Here is an 18324-nt window from a genome sequence, read left to right on the forward strand (position 1 = left end):
GCGACGTACCTGCTCAGTGCAGCAGCACCTGATAGAGATGGTGATCCTGCCAGGAGCCCGCGATGTTCAGGTACTTCGGTGCGTACCCGATCTGCTCGAACCCGGCTTTCGCAAGCACCCGCTGCGAGCCGAGATTGTGCACCAACGTGCTGGCTTCCACACGATGCAGACCGAGCTCCGCGCGGGCCCAATCGAGCAGTGCACGCACGGTGGCCGTGGCGAGCCCGCGCCCTTCCCAGCGTTGGTCGACCCAGTAGCCCAGCCCGGCGCTTTCGAACGGGCCATGCACCACGCCGGCCAGATTGAACCGGCCCACGACCTCCCCTGCCGAGAAGAGGCCAAAACTGAAGGCGGTGCCGGCTTCGCCTGCCGCGATGCGCTGGCCGATGTCTTCCTGTTGCCAGGCCTCGGTGAAGAACTCGTCAGACCTCGCGGGCTCCCAGGGAGCCAAGTGGTCACGATTGCGCACGTACGCGCGGGCGAGCTCTTCAGCGTCGTCGCGCTGCAGTAGGCGGAGGTCGATGCCGGGTGCGGGGGAGTTCGGGAGGCGCATGCGTCGAGCCTAGGCGTTATTGATCGCTCCACGGCGACGTTCGCCTCGCGACTGAGTTCGGGTCAGCGCCCCGGACGCTGCCGTTCGGCATTGGTGAGCATGCGAATCGCAATGGTCGTCAGGAGCTGATGCCGCTTCGCGCGTCCGAAGCGTAGCCGACCCGGTTACGCGAAAATTTTGGGTAGAACTTTGTTGAGCACAACGAACCCCACGAGGGCGGTGATCGTATACACCGTGCCCTTCACAAGTTTGTTGCGTTTCGTAGGCCATGGACGGAGGCGGTACCAGTCGAGCTTCCTGAGCTCGGTGCTGGAAATGCCCGCAAGGCGAGCTATGAGTTCCAGGTGGCTGAGTTCAGGATCGCTGATCTCGTCGAACACGGACTCGACGCTGAGCGGCGTACCTTCCTCGTATTGAACAGTGCCTTCCACTACTTGGCGCACGCGGTCGCCTTCCCCAAAGACGCTGATCGCGAATAGGTCTTCGTCGATAATTGCCAGCACGCCGCCTTCCGGATCGTCCTTGAGTATGGGTGCTTCCCAGAGATTTCCCGGTGAAGTAACCAGGACATGTAGCCCCACTTGGGTGACATACACGTCTGACGCACGTCCATTCACGGCATTGGGAAATGAGGTCGATTCTGTTTCGCTGGCGCCAAAGGCGTCAACCGAAAGATTCGGAACAAATGCAATCACGCAGGAAAGCGCCATTAATCCAGTACTCCTAGTTGCTCTCGATACTCGGCACCGCGCGCACCGCGCCTCGCCGCTTTGGTCGACGCGATCGGATCCAGCGAAAGCGATCCGGTAGGCGCGTGGGCGACTTACAACGGAACCCGCAAGCCGCCCACGACCGGAGACCGCGCTGCGATGTGTGTGTGACAGTTCAGGCTGTTCGCCTTGGGGCCGTTGACACGCACGGCTGCGCGCATTCGGCGTCGGCTATCTTCAGTTGCGTTTCCTCAGGACGATGGCATGGGCGATCAGCGCACACGCAATGATTCCACTGCCGACCAATATGCTGCCGAAGTTGCTGCGTCCGAGTCGCGCCGGCTCGCACAAGTCTGTCGAGATTACGTCACCTGAACAGACTTCCGCAGTGTGCGGGAGGTCGACGAGTGCGAGCCCGCTCACCAGCAGGAAAACGACAATGCACGCGATCCCGATTATCAGAGTGGTTCTCTTAGCTGCAGACATACTTTCCATTCGGGTGAGAGGTTGGTGGTGCGCAACGCGACTCGCGGCTGCTTTCCGAAGAGGAAGAGCACTTGGAGTGCTGCCGTCGCTCGAATACTCGACCTCCTTGTCGCCGGGGCGTTGATCACGACACGATTATATATCTATATATAAGATACCTAGCTTGGCTGGCTGCGTTTTGTCACGCGGTTTGGCCGGTGCGTGGGCGCGGCAAGGGGTGCGGCAACGCACTGCGAGATCTCCGCCTCGACCGCACGAGGTCGTTACCAGCGGGCCCGCGAACTGTTGCGCGCCGCTCTCGCTCCGGAGCACGCCTGAACGTGCCCGGCTACTGTCGTTGGCATGGGTGAGCATGCGAATCACACGGGTCGTCAGGAGCTGATGCCTCTCCGCATGGTTCGACGTATCCCCGCAGGGGCGATCATCGCGATGATCGTGCTGCTGCCGCTGCTCGCCCTCGTGGGCACCGCTGTGTGGGTGCACTTCGCGAACGATGCGGCAGCTCAGCAGCTCGAGTCGCGCGTGCAGCAGTTGCCGGTGCCTGCAGGCGTTGAGGTCATCGATTCGGGGTGGGCGGCGCAGCGGCTGTCGGGAACCGGCAATGGCATGCAGTACGCTGGCGCGCTCCTGATCCGAAGCCAGTTAGACACTGCCAAGCTTGAAACGGCCTACGCTGACATCTCCGCTGACGCGCAAGTGATCGCCACGGATGACCCGCGTATCGAACGATCGACGCTGATATTCAGCGATCGTCATGACCTGGAACAGCCCGACCTGTTCATGGTGATGCTGCGCAACGAGCCGCCGGGTAGCTCGATCTTGAACCTCGATCTGCGCGGTCATTGATGCGGGCGTCCCCGCACTTTCCCAGGAATGCGCGTCGATGGGCGTGAGTTGCCACTTGATATGGCCACTTCTGCAGCCCGCTCTCGCAAGCCCCTGCTCATCACGCTCATCGTCGCCGTCGTACTGATTGTGGCCGGAGCGATCACCTGGATCGCGATCGCGCAGTCGGCGAGCGCGGAAAGCGACGCGCAGCCGACGGCGGCGCTTCCCGAAGAGACGCACATGGGTGTGGTCGAGATTGCCGTGCACGACCTCGAGAAAGTGCAGCAGTACTACGTCGACGCCGTCGGCCTGCGGGTGATCGACGATGCGGATCACGCTGACGCAGTCGCAACCGGCAGCAGCGTGCTGCTCGGGCTCGATGAGCCGATCCTGCGCCTCACCCCTGAAGATTCGGGTGAGGCTGGGTCGACCCTGACCGACCCCGGGCTGTACCACACGGCGATTCTGTACCCCGATGCGCCCGCGCTCGCCGCAACGATTCTGCAGGTCGCGACCAACGCGCCCGACACGTTCCAGGGGTCGGCCGATCACGCCGTCAGTCAGGCCTTCTACTTCCTCGACCCCGAGGGCAACGGCCTCGAACTGTATGTCGACCGGCCGCGCGACGAGTGGAAGTGGAAGGACGGCGAGGTGCAGATGGGGTCGGAGGCGCTCGACCCCAACCAGTTCATCACCGAGCATCTCGGCACCGACGTGAGCGCAATCGAAGAGGCGACGCCTGACGCAGCAACGGTGGGGCACGTGCATCTGAAGGTCGGCGACCTGCAGCAGGCCGAAGATTTCTACGCCGGTGCGCTCGGATTCGCTGTGACGGCCCGCGATGACGGCGCCCTTTTCTACTCGGCCGGCGGTTATCACCATCATCTCGCCACGAACGTGTGGCAGAGCGAGGGCGCCGAGGCGCGCACCAACGCGACCGGGCTTGCGGGCTTTACCGTGTCGCTGCCCGATGCTGCCGCGATCGATGCAGCGGAGGATCGCCTGGCGAGCGCCGGCTACTCCTCCCAGCGCAGTGGCGACGTGCTCACGGCCTGGGATCCGTGGGGCAACGCGGTGCACTTGGTCGTGGGGTCAGCGCCGTAACTACCTGTTTGCTGGTGATTGGCTACGCAGTGTTCCTTCGATCGCTCGGCTCCTGGTCGTCTGCAGCTTAAGCTCTCGAGTATGCGTGTGAAACTCGGGGCGACCCTGTTGGCTGTGGCGGTCGCGACGTTGGGACTGCCCGTACTGGTTGCGGCTCCGGCTCAGGCAGACGCCGCGTGCACCGTCGACGCCGGCGTCGCCACCTGTGAATTCGCGTTCACTGGCGCCACGGAGCAGTGGACCGTGCCGACTGGCGTCACGTCCATTACTGCGGACGTCTTCGGTGCCGCGGGCGGAGACGCGGCGCAGTGGACCGGCATGAACGGCGGGCTGGGAGGCCGGGCAACCTCGGTGCTGCCGGTGCAGCCGGGTGATGTGCTCAACGTCACGGTCGGCGGCGTGGGGCTCTCGAACGTGCTGTGCGAGCCCGGCGGCGTCGCCGGTGGATTCAACGGCGGCGGTCGCACGTCGAGCCAGGGCTGCGCCAACGCGAGTGGCGGCGGCGCGAGCGATGTTCGTGTGGGTGGCGAGGGTCTGGAACATCGGGTGCTCGTCGCTGGCGGCGGGGGTGGAGCCGTTGCGGTCACCAACTCGCAGTACGGCAACTTCATCGGCGGTGCCGGAGGCGGCTTGGTTGGTGGTGCCGGCGTCGTGAGCATTGCAGGCGACGGTGCCGGCGGCGATCAGAACGGTGGCGGGAGCGGCATGCTCGGCATCGGCGGCAACGGGCGCGACACCACTTCATCTGACCCGCGAGCGCCGGGAAGTGGCGGCGGTGGCGGCGGATACTACGGTGGCGCAGGCGGCGGGCCGGGCTACCTGACGGTGTGGGGCACCGCCGGGGGTGGTGGATCAGGCTACGGCCCCGCCGGCACGGTCTTCGAGACCGGGGTGCGCAGCGGCAACGGTCACATCACGATCACATACAACACGGCTACGTCCTCAGTGGCGCTCGACGCCTCGAGCGAAGAAATTTTCGTCGATGAGGCGATCGATCTGACTGCTACCGTGGCGACCGAGGCCTCCGTTAGCGACCTCGGTGGCACTGCGCAGTTCTGGGCGGGTGACGAACTGCTGGGTGAGGTGACCGTATCGAGCGATGGCCGCGCCGAACTGCCTGGCGTGCAGCTTCCGGTTGGCGAGCATGTGCTCGCCGTGGAGTACTCCGGCAACTCGGGTGTGAACGGGTCGCGTTCGGCTGAGACCACCGTGACGGTGCAGCAGCGGGTCGCCACGGTGACGTTGTCGCTCGATCGCGCAACCACGAAGGTCGGCGAGACGGTGCAGATGAGCGCGTCGGTCGCTCCGGCCGAGTTGACGGGATCGATCGAGTTCTTCGCGAATGGCGAGTCATTGGGTAGCGCGCCGATCGAATCGGGCGTGGCAACGCTCGCGATCGCCTCGCTCCCCGAGGGCAGTTACGACATCACGGCGCGGTACTCCGGCAACTCGGTGTTCGCGATCTCGACGTCGCAGCCGGTATCGCTCGCCGTGGCACCGGCGCCTGTGGACCCGGTCGACCCAGTGGACCCCGTCGATCCAGTGGACCCGACTGATCCCGTCGAGCCGACGAAACCTCCGGAAGCGGGCGCTGAGGGCGCGCCGCCGACCACCGTCGCGACACCGGCGGCCCCGGCGGGCGCAGAGGCTGCTGCCAAGCCACGCCTTGCGGCCACGGGCGACGCGAGCGACGCATTCGTTCCCGCTGCGCTTGCGATGACGCTCCTACTGCTCGGCGGCGCCGCAGTGATCGTTGCGCGGATGCGAACACGAGGCAACGTGACGCCAGAGTGAGTGTATAGTGATACTCGTTCTCATTTAGAAAGTGTGTCATGACTCGTTACTCACGTCCCCTCAAACCCGTTCTGCTCGCCAGCGCTGCACTCGCCTCGCTGCTCGCCCTCACCTCCTGCAGCGGCGGGGCGACCGCGGATTCGGGAGACGGCGGAGGCGGGGGCCTGAAGGTCGTCGCGACGACGACGCAGCTCACCGACTTCACCGGCGAGGTCGGCGGCGATGACATCGAACTCACCGGGCTGCTCGCTCCTAACGCCTCGGCGCACCACTTCGACCCCAGCCCGGCTGACCTGCTCGCGCTCGGCGAGGCCGACGTACTCGTCGTCAACGGCGCCGGCCTCGAGGGTTTCGTAGACGACGCGGTCAAGGCGTCGGGCTTCGACGGCACCATCATCACCGCGGCCGACGGCATCGACCTCGACGAGGCGAAGCAGATCACGATCGCGGGCGGCGGCTTCGTCGACGACCACGATGAAGAGGAGGAGGGTCACGACCACGCGGCCGAATCCGAAGACGCGCACGATCACGATCACGCCGAAGAAGAGCACGATCACGCCGAAGCACCCGGCGACCTGAACCCGCACATCTGGACCTCGCCGAAGTTCGCCGAAGGCATGGTGAATGAGATCGCGAAGGGCCTCGAGCAGGCTGACCCCGATCACGCAAGCGACTACCAGCAGCGCGCAACGGAGTACACCGGCAAGCTCGCCGACCTCGACACCTGGGTCGCGACCGAGGTGGATCGCGTGCCCGCTGCCGAGCGCCAGTTCGTGAGCGGTCACGACTCGATGCGCTACTACCTCAACGAATACGGCATCACGTTCGCCGGGTCGATCCTGCCCAGCTTCGAAGATAACGCCGAGCCGAGCGCCGCCGGCATCGATGCGCTCGTCGCCTCGATCAAGGAGAACAAGGTCAAGGCCGTCTTCGTCGAGTCGTCGATGAGCCCGAAGCTCGCCGAGACCATCGCCGCCGAGGCGGGCGTGCAGGTCATCGATGCCGAGACGCTCTACACCGACTCCCTCGGTGCCCTCGACAGCGACGGTGCCACCTACATCGGTGCGACCGTGCACAACACCCAGACGATTCTCGATGCTTGGGGCGTGAAGGCTGACGCCGCGCCCGATAGTCTGCAGGGATGACCCTCGAGCACGACCCGCAGCACTGCGCAGTGCCCGCAGCGACCGACGCCGCGCCCCTCACCGGGCGCGGCGTCGCGCTTGCGCTGGCCGATGCAGCATTCGGGTACGACGGTGTCGCACGGGTCGAGGGGCTCACGCTCGAGATACCGACGGGGGCAGCGGTCGCGCTGATCGGGCCGAACGGTTCGGGCAAGTCGACGCTGCTGCGCGGCATTCTGGGGCTTGCTGATCGCACGGCCGGCGCGGTGCAGGTGCTCGGTGAGGCTCCGGATCGCGCGCGCCGGCACATCGGCTCGCTGCCGCAGGCGGATACCCGCGATGCCACCCTGCCCATCACGCTGCGCCAGGTCGTGACGATGGGGCTGTACCGCTCCCGCGGAGCGCTGCGTCCGATCGGTCGCGAGGGGCGCGCTGCCGTCGTCGACGCGATGGAGCGGGTCGGCCTCGGCGCATTCGCGTCTCGACGCTTCGGCGAACTTTCTGGCGGGCAGCAGCAGCGCGGCATCCTGGCCCGCGCGCTCGTCTCCGACCCCCAGTTGCTGCTGCTCGACGAGCCGTTCAATGGCCTCGACCGTGAGAACCGCGACGTGCTGCTGCAGCTCGTGCGCGAACTGCGGGCCGAGGGGCGCACCATCATCGTGTCGACGCACGACCTCGAGATCGCGCAGGAGGCGTGCACCCACGCACTGCTGCTCGCGAGCGGGCACCACCCCAACCAGCCCGGGCACCCCGCCGCGTTCGGCTCGGTCGCCGATGCCCTCACCCTCGATGCCGTGCAGCACGCGTTCCAAGACACGACCGTCGAACTCGATCAGCACACGGTGACCACGACGCGGGAGACCGAGTGATGCCGGTCGATCTGGTGTCGGCCCTCCACCTCGCGCAGTCCAGCCCGTTCGACATCTTTGCCCTGCCGTTCATGTGGCGTGCGCTCGTCACCGTCGGCATCCTGGCGGTCGCGGCCGGCATCGTCGGCCTGTTCATCAGCTTTCGCGAGCTCGAATTCGTGAGCGACGGCCTCGTCCACTCCGTATTCCCCGGCCTGGTCGTCGGCTCGATGATCGGGGGCACCGCCTTGCTGCTGCCGGGTGCCGTGGTTGCCGCGATCCTCGCCGCCGTGCTCTTCACCGTCATCGAACACCGCGGTGGAGTCGGAGCCGACGCCGCGATCGCGGTCGTGCTCACCGGGCTGTTCAGCCTCGGTGTCGTGCTCGTCTCCCGCCAGGAGGGCTACGTGGCGCAGCTCCAAGAGCTGCTCTTCGGGCGACTGCTCACGGTGACCGAGACGCAGCTCTGGCAGATCCTCGTCGTTGCCCTCGTCGCTGTCGCGATCGTCGGGGTGACCTGGCGGGCGCAGCTGTTCCGCTCGTTCGACGCGGCCGGCGCCGAGGCGGCGGGCTTCCGGCTGCTGCGCGCCGACCTCACGCTGGGCGTCGCGGTCGCCCTGCTCGTCGTCGCGGGGGTCCAGGCGCTCGGCGTGCTCATGGTGATCGCGCTGCTCACCGTGCCCATGGCGGCCGCTCGTCTGCTGACGCGTAGTTTCGCGCTGCTCATTCCGATTGCCGTGCTGCTGCCGCTCGTCGTCGGGGTTGCCGGCCTCTGGATCTCGTTCGAGTGGTCGATCACGGGCGGCGCGACGGTCTCACCGGGCGCGGTCGTCGTGCTGCTGCTCGTCGCCGCGTACGTGCTCACCGCGCTCGTGCGCTGGGGCATCGGCGCGGTGCGCAAGCCGACGCGGAAGCCGGTGCGCGCATGAGCTACTTCGCGCTCGCCTCGCTCGAGCTTGCGCTGCTCGGCCTCCTCTCCGGGGTCGCGGGCACCCTCATCGTGCTGCGCCGTCGTTCGTTCTTCGCGGTCGCGCTGAGCCACGCAACCTTCCCGGGCGGTGTGGTGTTCGCGCTGCTGGGCTGGAACCTGCTCATCGGCCAGGCGCTCTTCGCGCTCGTGCTCGTGCTCGCGATGACCCTGCTCGCGAAGATCCCCGGTCAGGGGCGCCAGGTCACGAGTGGGGTGGTGCTGTCGTTCGGGTTCGCGCTCGGCACGCTGCTCTCGGCGCTCAACCCCGGCCTCGGCGTGCCCGTCGAGGCGCTGCTGGTCGGATCGCCGCTGGGCGTCAGTGTCTCCGACGTGACCTCGACTGCCGCGGTGCTCGTGGTGTCGATCGTGCTCGCGGCCGTCTACGGCAGGCGCATCCTCTTCCACACCTTCGACCCCGTCGGATACGTGGCCTCGGGCTTCCGCACCTGGCAGGTCGAACTCGTCGTCACCGGCATCATCGCCGCCGCAGTGGTCGTGGCGATGCCGGCGGTGGGCGCGATCCTCGGCGTCGCCGTGCTCATCGCGCCGGCGGCGGCCGCGCGCGTACTCACCGACCGCGTCGAATGGATTCCGGTGCTCTCGGCAGTGCTCGGCATCGCGGGGGGCCTCGCGGGCCTCTGGATCTCGCGCGAATTCTCGGTCGCCGCCGGGGGGTCAGTCGGCCTGGTGCTCACCGCCGTGTTCCTGCTCTGCGTCGCATTTCGCGCCCTCAAGCCGCGATTCGCGCCAGCTCGGTGACGGCTTGGTAACGATTGACCCGGCCGCAGGCACAGCTCTAGCGGCGAGTCGACGCTTCCCCACGCCGTCCCATCCGTTCCCCAGCTTCATCAGGAGTTTTGCAAAACCCTAGTCGGCTTTGTGCGGCGAGCACAAGACCTTTCGCGCGACTCAGCTCTCTTTGTACGATCACCGCATGGGAGAGACGACAGCGGTCAGAGTGGTCCGCGACGATCGAGAACCACTCGTCATCATCAACGAAGTCAACAAGCACTACGGCGATCTGCACGTGCTCAACAACATCAACACGCAAGTCGGCCGCGGTGAGGTCGTCGTGGTGCTCGGGCCCTCGGGATCGGGTAAATCGACGCTCTGCCGCGCGATCAACCGGCTCGAAACCATCGACTCGGGAACGATCACCATCGACGGCGAACCGCTGCCCGAGGAGGGCCGCGACCTCGCGACGCTGCGGGCCGACGTGGGTATGGTGTTTCAGCAGTTCAACCTCTTCGCGCACAAGACGATCCTGCAGAACGTGACCCTCGGGCCGATGAAGGTTCGCGGTCTCTCACGGAAGGCGGCGGAGGAGAAAGCGATGGCGCTGCTCGATCGCGTGGGCATCGCGAACCAGGCGCAGAAGCTCCCGTCGCAGCTCTCGGGCGGGCAGCAGCAGCGCGTCGCCATCGCTCGGTCGCTGGCGATGGACCCCAAGTTGATCCTGCTCGACGAACCGACGTCGGCACTCGACCCCGAGATGATCAACGAGGTGCTCGACGTGATGATCGGTCTCGCCAACGACGGCATGACCATGGTCGCAGTGACGCACGAGATGGGATTCGCGCGGCGGGCCGCCGATCGCATCGTGTTCATGGCCGACGGGCAGATCGTCGAGGAGGCGACGCCCGAGCAGTTCTTCACCGACCCCACGACCTCGCGCGCCAAGGACTTCCTGTCGAAGATCCTCGGGCACTGACGCACCAATCCCTCGAACCAGACTCAACGCAGAGAAAGCAGGAATCATGCGATTCGCCAAGTACGCAGCAGTCATCGCGGCCGCCGGAGCTCTCGCCCTCACGGCGTGCGCTTCGGGATCGCCGAACGACGCCGGGGGAGACACCTCGGCACCGGCAGCCGCCGAAGACGTCAACTTCGACGCGGGCACGACGATGGAGAAACTCCACGACGCCGGCAAGATCACCATCGGCACAAAGTACGACCAGCCGCTGTTCGGCCTCATGAACCCGACCACGAACAAGCCCGAGGGCTTCGACGTCGAGATCGGCAAGATCATCGCCGCGAAGCTCGGACTTACCGAAGACCAGATCACGTGGAAGGAAGCCGTCTCTGCCAACCGCGAGCCGTTCATCGAGAAGGGCGAGGTCGACATCGTCGTCGCCACGTACACGATCAACGACGACCGCAAGCAGGTCATCGACTTCGGCGGCCCGTACTACATCGCCGGTCAAGACCTGCTCGTACTCTCGGGCAACCCCGACGGCATCTCGGGCATCGACGATGTCAAGGGCAAGAAGGTCTGCTCGGTCACCGGCTCGACCTCGGAGGAGAACCTCAAGAAGGAAGGCGTTGACGTGCTCGCCACCGACACCTACTCGAACTGCCTCGAGCCGTTGCGCTCGGGTGAGGTTGTCGCCGTCTCCACGGACAACGTGATTCTCGCGGGCCTCGCCGACCAGAATCAGGGCGAGTTCGAGGTCGTCGAGAACCCCTTCACCGAAGAGCCCTACGGCATCGGCCTGAAGAAGGGCGACGACGACTTCCGCGGCTTCATCAACGACACGCTGCAAGAGTCGTTCGATGATGGTGACTGGGCCGCGGCTTGGGAGAAGACCGCCGGCACGGTGCTCTCGACGCCCGAGCCGCCGAAGATCGACAACTACTGATCGCTCACGGTCACCTCGCGATGCCGGCACGGCACTCGCGTCCAGTCAGTATCGAGTCGGCCCGGGGGCGGCGCACGCCGCCCCCGGGAGCCGCTCCGCAGAAGGGATTCAGCCCGTGGAAGTGCTGATCGCGAACGCCGGCGACATCCTCGCCGGATTCTTGATGACCCTGAGGCTGCTGCTGTTTGGCGGCCTGGGGGCCCTGCTCATCGGCCTCATCGTGGCCGTCATGCGCATCTGCCCCGTCGCCTCGCTGCGCGCATTCGCGACGGTCTACACCGAGCTGATCCGCAACATTCCGCTCACCCTGCTGCTGCTGTTCATGGTGTTCGTGCTGCCGCTGATCGTGCCAGACAAGCCGCCGTATGCGATCCTCGCGTCGATCGGCCTCGCCATCTACACCTCCCCGTTCGTCGCCGAGGCGCTGCGCAGCGGCATCAATGGTGTGCCGGTCGGGCAGGCCGAAGCCGCCCGTTCCATCGGCCTCGGCTTCGGGCAGACGCTCTCGCTGATCGTGCTGCCGCAGGCGTTGCGCATGGTCGTGCCACCGCTCATCAACGTGTTCATCGCCCTCACCAAGAACACCTCGGTGGCCGGCGGGTTCTTCGTGGTCGAGCTCTTCGCGACCGCCCGACAGCTGACCAACAGCAACGGACAGGCGGTGATCCCGATTCTCGTCGGCGTCGCCTGCTTCTACCTCCTGATTACCATTCCGCTCGGTCTCATCGCCGGGCAGATCGAGAAGAAGGTGCGGGTGCTGCGATGAGTACCGCGACAGTTCTCTACGACGCCCCCGGCCCCAAAGCGCGGGTGCGATCCCGCATCATCTCAGTGGTGGGCGTCGTCGCGCTCGTCGCACTGCTTGGCTGGGTGGTGTGGCGCCTCGCGCAGCCGCAGATTGCGGTCAACGGCAACGAGACGCCGGGTATGTTCGACGGCTCGCGCTGGGACGTGCTCGCCTACGGCGAGGTGTGGCAGTTCATCGGCCGCGGCGTGCTGAATACGCTGCGCGCCGCCGCCGTCGCCATGGTCGGTGCCGTGCTGCTCGGCATGCTGTTCGCCTTCGGGCGCCTCGCGTCGTCGGCGCTGGTGCGCGTGCCCGTGACCGTGCTGCTCGAGTTCTTCCGCGGTATGCCCGTGCTGCTGATGATGCTGTTCATCTTGCTCGTCGCCTCGACCGGCGCCTTCTGGGCCGTGGTCATTGCACTCATCATCTACAACGGCGCGATCATCGGAGAGGCCCTGCGCGCCGGCATCGTCGCGCTGAACAAGGGGCAGCGCGAGGCCGGCCTGTCGATCGGGCTGACCCCGGTGCGCACCCGCTTGCTCATCGAATTTCCGCAGGCGTTCACGCAGATGCTGCCGATCATCATCGCCCAGCTCGTCGTGCTGCTGAAAGACACCTCGCTCGGCTACATCGTGGCGTACTCCGAGCTCGCCTCGACGGTGAAGCAGGCATCGACGTTCTACGGCAACCGCTACCTCTTCACCTTCTGGGTCGTGGCCGTCGTGATCTACCTGGCCATCAACCTCACCGTCTCCTGGCTCGGGCGTCGGGCCGGGCGAATGGCCGCGATGCGCAGCGGCAAACCGGCGCCGGCCGCGAAGCGCGCCGCCGTTGCGGCGGCGGTCGGTGGCGAGATCGGTGCTGCCGGCGGTGCGGGCGGCGTTGGACCGGGCCCCGACGCACCGCGCCCGCCGACGGCGTGACGCGGCGGCGCGGTGGTGCTGTGCCGCTGCGCCGCCGCACTGGGTGCGATCGGGGTAACTTTCGACGTGTGTTGCGGTCCATTTGGGGCCTCACACCCACCGCAATGTACCCCGATCGTGATCAGTGGGGTCGGAGCGCCGCGTTGCTAGGCTGCGCTGCATGAGCACTGACGCCGCCTACGTCGACCCGATCTCCGCTGCGCGCGTGGCGATCGAGCCGGGTCGCTGGCGTTCGAACGCTGGTGATCCACTGCTGCTGACACCGGGAGCCGGCATCACGGCTGCGGATATCGATGCCGGATCGCCCGGACTGTGGCGGTACCGCGCTGCCTTTGCAGTTGACGTTCCCGACCCGATCTCGCTCGGTGAGGGGCGCACACCGCTGGTGCCGACCGAGTGGCTCGGTGCTCGACCGCTGTGCAAGCTTGAATGGGCGTCGCCGACTGGGAGCTTCAAGGATCGAGGGGCGAGCGTGATGCTCTCTGTGCTGCGGCAGCAGGGCGCGACGTCGGTGATCGAAGACAGCTCAGGCAACGGGGGCGCCTCGATCGCCGCGTATGGTGCCGCGGGCGGCCTTGATGTGACTGTCTTCGCGCCGGCGTCGACCTCGCCCGCGAAGCTCGTGCAGGCGCGCGCATACGGGGCCCGCATCGAACTCGTCGCGGGCCCTCGGGAAGCGTCGCAGAGCGCGGCGATTGCTGCGGCTGAGCACGGCGATGGCTGGTACGCGAGCCACAACTGGCAGCCATTCTTTCTCGAGGGAACGAAGACGCTCGCCTACGAGATGTGGGAAGACCTCGGGTTTCGGGCTCCCGATGCCGTGGTGATGCCGGTCGGCGCGGGCAGCAGCCTGCTGGGGTGCGCGTTCGGGTTCCGCGAGCTGCTGCATGCCGGTGCGATTGATCGCTTGCCGCGACTGTACGCCGCGCAACCCCAGCACTGCTCGCCGGTCGATGCGGCGTTCCACGTGAAACCGGCGCCCGGTGCTGCAGCCGCGCGAGCAGCGGCGTTTCAAGCGGCAACCGCCCGCCCGGTCATGCCGACGATCGCTGAGGGAACGGCAATCGCCCGCCCGCTGCGCCTCATGCCCATGCTCGAGGCGCTGCGTGAGAGCGGCGGAGGCACGGTGGCGGTTCCCGAGGCTGGGATCCGCGCCGCGCACGCCGGGCTCGCGGCGCGAGGGCTGTACGCCGAGCCGACCAGTGCGACGGCGGCCGCCGCACTGGAGGTGCTGCTCGATCGCGGAGCGATCCACCCCGACGAGACCACCGTGGTGCTCTTGACGGGGTCGGGGCTCAAAGCGGCCGGGTGATCCGCCGCCGCTCGTCTCGGTGGCGTCGATGCGCGGAGGGGGCGATCGGGATAAGTTGCGACCAGTGTTTTCCTATCTCAGCGAGTGAGAACTGGTCGCAACTTACCCTGAAGGGGCGGCGACTGCGGAGCAGGGTCACTTTCGGAGTGTGTCGCGCTGTGCGCACCCTCCAAAAGTGACCCCGCTCACACGTGGTGTGCAGCGCAGCGGTGGCCTACTGCGTCGGCGGCTGCGGGGCGTCCGGCGCATCTGAGGCGCCAGGAGCCTCCGGCCCCTCGGCGGCAGTCGCCCCGCCGCCTTTCGCGGCACGCCGCTCCGCCTGAGCGGCAGTCCGCGCTTCGCGCTTCGCCGCCTTCGCGTCGGCCTTCGCCGCACGTGCCTCCAGCTTCGCCGACCGGCGATCGGCGGCAAACGACAGCTGCGCTTCGCGTGCCTCGGCCGGAGCCCCAGCGTCGTCGGCACGACGCTCCGCGCGCTGCGCGTCTCGGCGTGCCCGGCGCTCGGCCCGCTTGGCGAGCTTGCGCTCACGGCGGCGTTCGATGAGCGTGTAGAGAATCGGCACGAGGATGAGCGTCAGCAGCGTCGACGAGATGAGCCCGCCGATCACCACGATCGCCAGCGGCTTCGAGATGAACACGCCTCCGCCGGTCAGGCCGAGCGACATCGGAATCAGCGCGAACACTGTCGCCGCGGCCGTCATGAGGATGGGGCGCAAGCGGAGGCGTGTGCCGTGCTCCACGGCCTCGTCAAGCCCGGCGCCTGCCTCGCGCAGACGGTTGATGAGGTCCATGAGCACGATCGCGTTGGTGACGACGATGCCGATGAGCATCAGCAGACCGATGAGGGCCGGGAGGCCAAGCGGGGTGCCGGTGATGAGCAGGCCGAGGATCGCCCCGGTTGCTGCGAACGGGATCGAGATGAGCAGCACGAGGGGCCCGCGGAAGCTGCGGAACGTCGCCACCATGACGAGCAGCACGAGCATGATCGCGCCGAGCATGGCGAGTCCGAGCTGGCCGAACGCCTCATCTTGCTCGGCCGAAGCGCCGCCCTGCTCGAACGTGACGCCGGCCGGCAGATCGGTGTCGGCGATCGCTTCGTCGATGGAGAGGCTCGCGACGGCCAGCTGGCCATCTCGCGGCGTCACCGTCAGCGTGACCTGGCGCTCGCCGTCGGCGCGGGTGATCGTCGGTGCGGTCAGCTCTTCCTCGACCGTGGCGATGGCCGAGAGCGGAATCGCGGTGCCGGTGATCTCAGCCGCAGCCTTCTGCTCGGCCTCAGCGGCTTCGGCTTCGGCCTGCTGCGTGGCCGCTTCGCTCTGCGCATCGCGCAGCGCAGCGATCTGCTCGTCCATGCCGGTGATGCCGGCCTGAGCGCTTTCGATCGCGCCCTGCAGCCCGGCGAGCTGCTCGGCACGGTCCATCTGCGCCTGAACAGCGGCCTCGTCTTCCGGGCTGAGCGGGGTCTCGGGCACGATGGGTGCGGCTGACAGGGCGGCGAGCTGCGCGTTGAGCTCACCGATCTGCCCGACGAGCTCGGCGCGCTGATTCGTGGCGTCGGCGATCTGCGTGGCCAGATCGTTCTCGGCCTTGACCTGCGCCTCTTCGGCCTTCGCCTTGGCCTGCGCTTCGAGTGCATCGGCAGCGGCCTTCTGGGCTGCCGCGGTCTGCTGCGCCGTGACGGGCAACAGAATTTCGCCGAGCTTTTCGGCGGTGCGCGTGGCGCCGGGCGTGCGCACGACGATGTCGCGCTCCTGACCCTCGTACATCAGGGTGCCGACCGTGGAGCCGGCCAGCGCCTCCTGCACCGACTTCGCGATGGTGGCGCGGTCGAAGCCGAGTCGCGCGGCCTGATCTTCGTCCACCTTGATGCGCATCACCGGCTGCTCGCCGGCGAGCTCGCTCTTGATCGAGCGCACGCCCTTCGCGTCGGCGAGGCGCTCTTCGAGTAGATCGCTCGCCTTGCGCAGCGCCTCGGGGTCGTTGCCCTGAATCTGCAGCGCGATGCCGTCGCCGGCACCTGAGACGAACGCATCCTGAGAGGCCAGCGCGACTTCGCCGGCATCGGGAAGCGCATCGAGCGCATCTTGCACCCGCGATTCCACCTGGGAGACATCGGCGCCATCGGTGAGCTGCAGGTCGTAGCTGATCGTCGACGGGGTGCCCGGCGTCGGCACCGGAATCGACGTCATCACGTCGGCGATTCCCGAGATCTCGCCGAGCGCCTGCTCGACGGGTTCGGCCGCGGCGACCAGATCGTCGGCAGCCTCCTTCGGCGGGGTCTGTGTCAGCTGCAGGCTCTCCTGGCCTGAGGAGCCGAGGAAATCGGTCTGAATGAACGCGGTCATGCCGAGCGTCGCGACGAGCAGCAGGCCCGAGACCATCAGGGTGATCACCGGGTGGCGGCGGGTCGCGCTGAGCGCGGGCATGAAGGTGCGCTGCAGGCGGTCGGGCTCGGTGTGGATCTCATCGAGTTCCGACGGCACGGCGGCAGGAGCGGTGACGTCGCCCGCGGGTGCGGTGAGCACTGCGGTGTCGGCGAGCGCGGTCGCCTGGTCGGGGGCGGCTTCGATGGTGGGCTGAGGATCCGCCGCCCGTGCTCGGTTCAAGAACCAGTACGCGAGCACCGGCACGATGGTGAGCGCGACGACGAGCGAGGCGATCAGCGCGATCGACACCGTCACGGCGAAGGGGCGGAAGAGCTGCCCGGCGATGCCCGAGACGAACGCGATCGGCAGGAACACCGCCACGGTGGTGAGTGTGGACGCGGTGATCGCGCCGGCGACCTGTCGCACCGAGGCGACCACGCCCTCGACCGTCAACGGCCCGTCGCCCCGTCGCCGGCTGATGTTCTCGATCACCACGATGGAGTCGTCGACGACGCGGCCAATCGCGATCGTGAGTGCGCCCAGGGTGAGGATGTTGAGGGTGTTGCCGCTCCACCAGAGCCCGATGAGCGTGATGAGCAGTGAGAGCGGAATCGAGATCGCCGCAATGATGGTGGATCGCCATGACCACAGGAACGCGAGAATCACGAGCACGGCGAACAGCAGGCCCAGCCCGCCCTCGACCGACAAGTCGTGAATCGACTGTTCGATGTACGGCGCCTGATCGAAGATCGTGACGAACTCGGCGTCGAGCGTCGGGGCGAGGCGATCGAGCTCGGCATTGACGCCGTGTGAGATTTCGACGACGTTCGCGCCCTGTGCCGGCGTGATCTGCAGCGTCAGCGAGGGGTTGCCGTTGACACGCGAGATGGTCTGCGCCGGCACGGCCTCGGTCGAGACGTCGGCGAAATCGGAGATCTTGACTGCGCCGTCGGCGGTCGGCACGGGGAGGTTCTGAATGTCTTCGAGCGTTGCGAGGCGCGAGCCGACGGTGATGGAGATCGGGCCCTCGGCCGAGTCGGCCTGCCCGGCCGGCAGTGCGGCGCCGTGGGCCTCGAGAATCGGCCCGAGGGTCGACGGCTCGACCTTCAACCGGGTGACGTCGGCGGCGCGCAGATCGATCATGATGCGGTGCGCTTCCTGGCCCGCGAGGGTGACCGTGCGCACCCCGTTCACGGCCTGCAGTGCCGGCACGACGGTCTGCGCGAGCGCGTCGCCAAAGGTCTCCTGATCGCCGGTCGTGCCGGCGCTCAACATCATCGCGGGAATGTCGTCGGCGCCGCCCGACATCACCTGCAGCTCGGTACCCGACGGGAAGCTCGGCTTCAGCGCCTCGGCGGCACTGCGAATGGTGCGCAGCGTCTCCTCGTCGTCTTCGCCGAACGTCCACTCGACGGTGATCTGGGCGTCGCCGCTCGACGTCGACGAGGTCACACCCGTCACCCCCGGCACCCCGCGCACGGCCTGTTCGATCGGCTCGGTGACGCTGCTCGCCATCTCTTCAGGCGCGAGCCCCTGCGACTGCGCAGACACAAACGCCATCGGCACCTGCATCGACGGCATCAGCTCCTGTTTGAGCGAGCCCATCGAGACGAGGCCGAGCACGGCGATCGCAAGGGTGGTCAGGCCTACGATGAGGCGATTCTTGAGGCTAGTGCGCGTGAGGAACGACATGAACGCTTTCGGCTGAGGCTGCGCGGCGCCGAAGCGGGCGCGCGGCTCGGAGGTCGCCACCCGGAACGCGGCCGAGCGGCGTGATCGACCCTTTCAGCTTGTCGGGTCGCGCGGGCGCGGGCATCGTCCCGCAGTACCATTCGGGTCGTCCTCCCGGATGATTCGGGAAACCCGGAAGGGTGTGGTCAC

Annotated in this window: 15 protein-coding genes; 12 read left to right on the top strand and 3 right to left on the bottom strand. The window is 67.2% G+C overall.

Annotation, left to right across the window (positions count from 1 at the left end):
• Positions 1-13: 13 nt before the first annotated feature.
• Positions 14-553, bottom strand: a complete 540-nt coding sequence (locus CH42_RS01790; RefSeq protein ID WP_053351502.1) for a GNAT family N-acetyltransferase — start codon at positions 551-553, stop codon at positions 14-16.
• A 164-nt stretch (positions 554-717) separates the two neighbouring features.
• The gene (locus CH42_RS16300; protein WP_156322432.1) at positions 718-1263 is read right to left on the bottom strand and encodes a hypothetical protein; all 546 of its coding nucleotides are present in this window, start codon (positions 1261-1263) and stop codon (positions 718-720) included.
• Positions 1264-2142: 879 nt separating this feature from the next.
• Here CH42_RS16300 and CH42_RS01805 point away from each other — a divergent pair.
• The 12 genes from CH42_RS01805 to CH42_RS01860 all read left to right on the top strand — a co-directional run bounded on the left by CH42_RS01805 (position 2143) and on the right by CH42_RS01860 (position 14078).
• Positions 2143-2595, top strand: a complete 453-nt coding sequence (locus CH42_RS01805; RefSeq protein WP_156322433.1) for a hypothetical protein — start codon at positions 2143-2145, stop codon at positions 2593-2595.
• Positions 2596-2655: 60 nt separating this feature from the next.
• A complete protein-coding gene (locus tag CH42_RS01810) occupies positions 2656-3681 on the top strand; it encodes a VOC family protein (RefSeq protein WP_053351506.1) in 1026 nt (341 codons plus the stop codon).
• A gap of 81 nt (positions 3682-3762) precedes the next feature.
• A complete protein-coding gene (locus tag CH42_RS01815) occupies positions 3763-5475 on the top strand; it encodes an Ig-like domain-containing protein (protein WP_082309226.1) in 1713 nt (570 codons plus the stop codon).
• A 38-nt stretch (positions 5476-5513) separates the two neighbouring features.
• Complete coding sequence (locus tag CH42_RS01820) at positions 5514-6620, top strand: metal ABC transporter substrate-binding protein (RefSeq protein WP_053351508.1); 1107 nt, start codon at positions 5514-5516, stop codon at positions 6618-6620.
• On the top strand, positions 6617-7468 hold the full coding sequence (locus CH42_RS01825) for a metal ABC transporter ATP-binding protein (RefSeq protein WP_053351509.1): 852 nt from the start codon (positions 6617-6619) through the stop codon (positions 7466-7468). The genes CH42_RS01820 and CH42_RS01825 overlap by 4 nt, the downstream gene beginning before the upstream one ends.
• On the top strand, positions 7468-8376 hold the full coding sequence (locus CH42_RS01830; RefSeq protein WP_053351510.1) for a metal ABC transporter permease: 909 nt from the start codon (positions 7468-7470) through the stop codon (positions 8374-8376). The genes CH42_RS01825 and CH42_RS01830 overlap by 1 nt, the downstream gene beginning before the upstream one ends.
• Complete coding sequence (locus tag CH42_RS01835; RefSeq protein WP_053351511.1) at positions 8373-9176, top strand: metal ABC transporter permease; 804 nt, start codon at positions 8373-8375, stop codon at positions 9174-9176. Before CH42_RS01830 ends, CH42_RS01835 begins: the two co-directional genes overlap by 4 nt.
• 175 nt (positions 9177-9351) lie before the next feature.
• Positions 9352-10128: an amino acid ABC transporter ATP-binding protein gene (locus CH42_RS01840; RefSeq protein ID WP_053351512.1), complete on the top strand. Its 777-nt coding sequence runs from the start codon at positions 9352-9354 to the stop codon at positions 10126-10128.
• A gap of 46 nt (positions 10129-10174) precedes the next feature.
• The gene (locus CH42_RS01845; RefSeq protein WP_053351513.1) at positions 10175-11056 is read left to right on the top strand and encodes a glutamate ABC transporter substrate-binding protein; all 882 of its coding nucleotides are present in this window, start codon (positions 10175-10177) and stop codon (positions 11054-11056) included.
• A gap of 115 nt (positions 11057-11171) precedes the next feature.
• Positions 11172-11822, top strand: coding sequence for an amino acid ABC transporter permease (locus CH42_RS01850; protein ID WP_053351514.1), 651 nt, complete (start codon positions 11172-11174; stop codon positions 11820-11822).
• A complete protein-coding gene (locus tag CH42_RS01855; protein ID WP_082309227.1) occupies positions 11819-12766 on the top strand; it encodes an amino acid ABC transporter permease in 948 nt (315 codons plus the stop codon). Before CH42_RS01850 ends, CH42_RS01855 begins: the two co-directional genes overlap by 4 nt.
• Before the next feature lie 160 nt (positions 12767-12926).
• Positions 12927-14078 (top strand): threonine synthase, encoded by a 1152-nt coding sequence (locus CH42_RS01860; RefSeq protein WP_053351515.1) that lies wholly within the window; start codon positions 12927-12929, stop codon positions 14076-14078.
• Between the two features lie 214 nt (positions 14079-14292).
• On the opposite strand, the gene CH42_RS01865 is transcribed toward CH42_RS01860, so the two are convergent.
• A complete protein-coding gene (locus CH42_RS01865; protein WP_239683908.1) occupies positions 14293-18135 on the bottom strand; it encodes an efflux RND transporter permease subunit in 3843 nt (1280 codons plus the stop codon).
• Positions 18136-18324: the final 189 nt, after the last annotated feature.

This window comes from Leucobacter musarum subsp. musarum, from assembly GCF_001273845.1.
GTDB lineage: Bacteria > Actinomycetota > Actinomycetes > Actinomycetales > Microbacteriaceae > Leucobacter > Leucobacter musarum.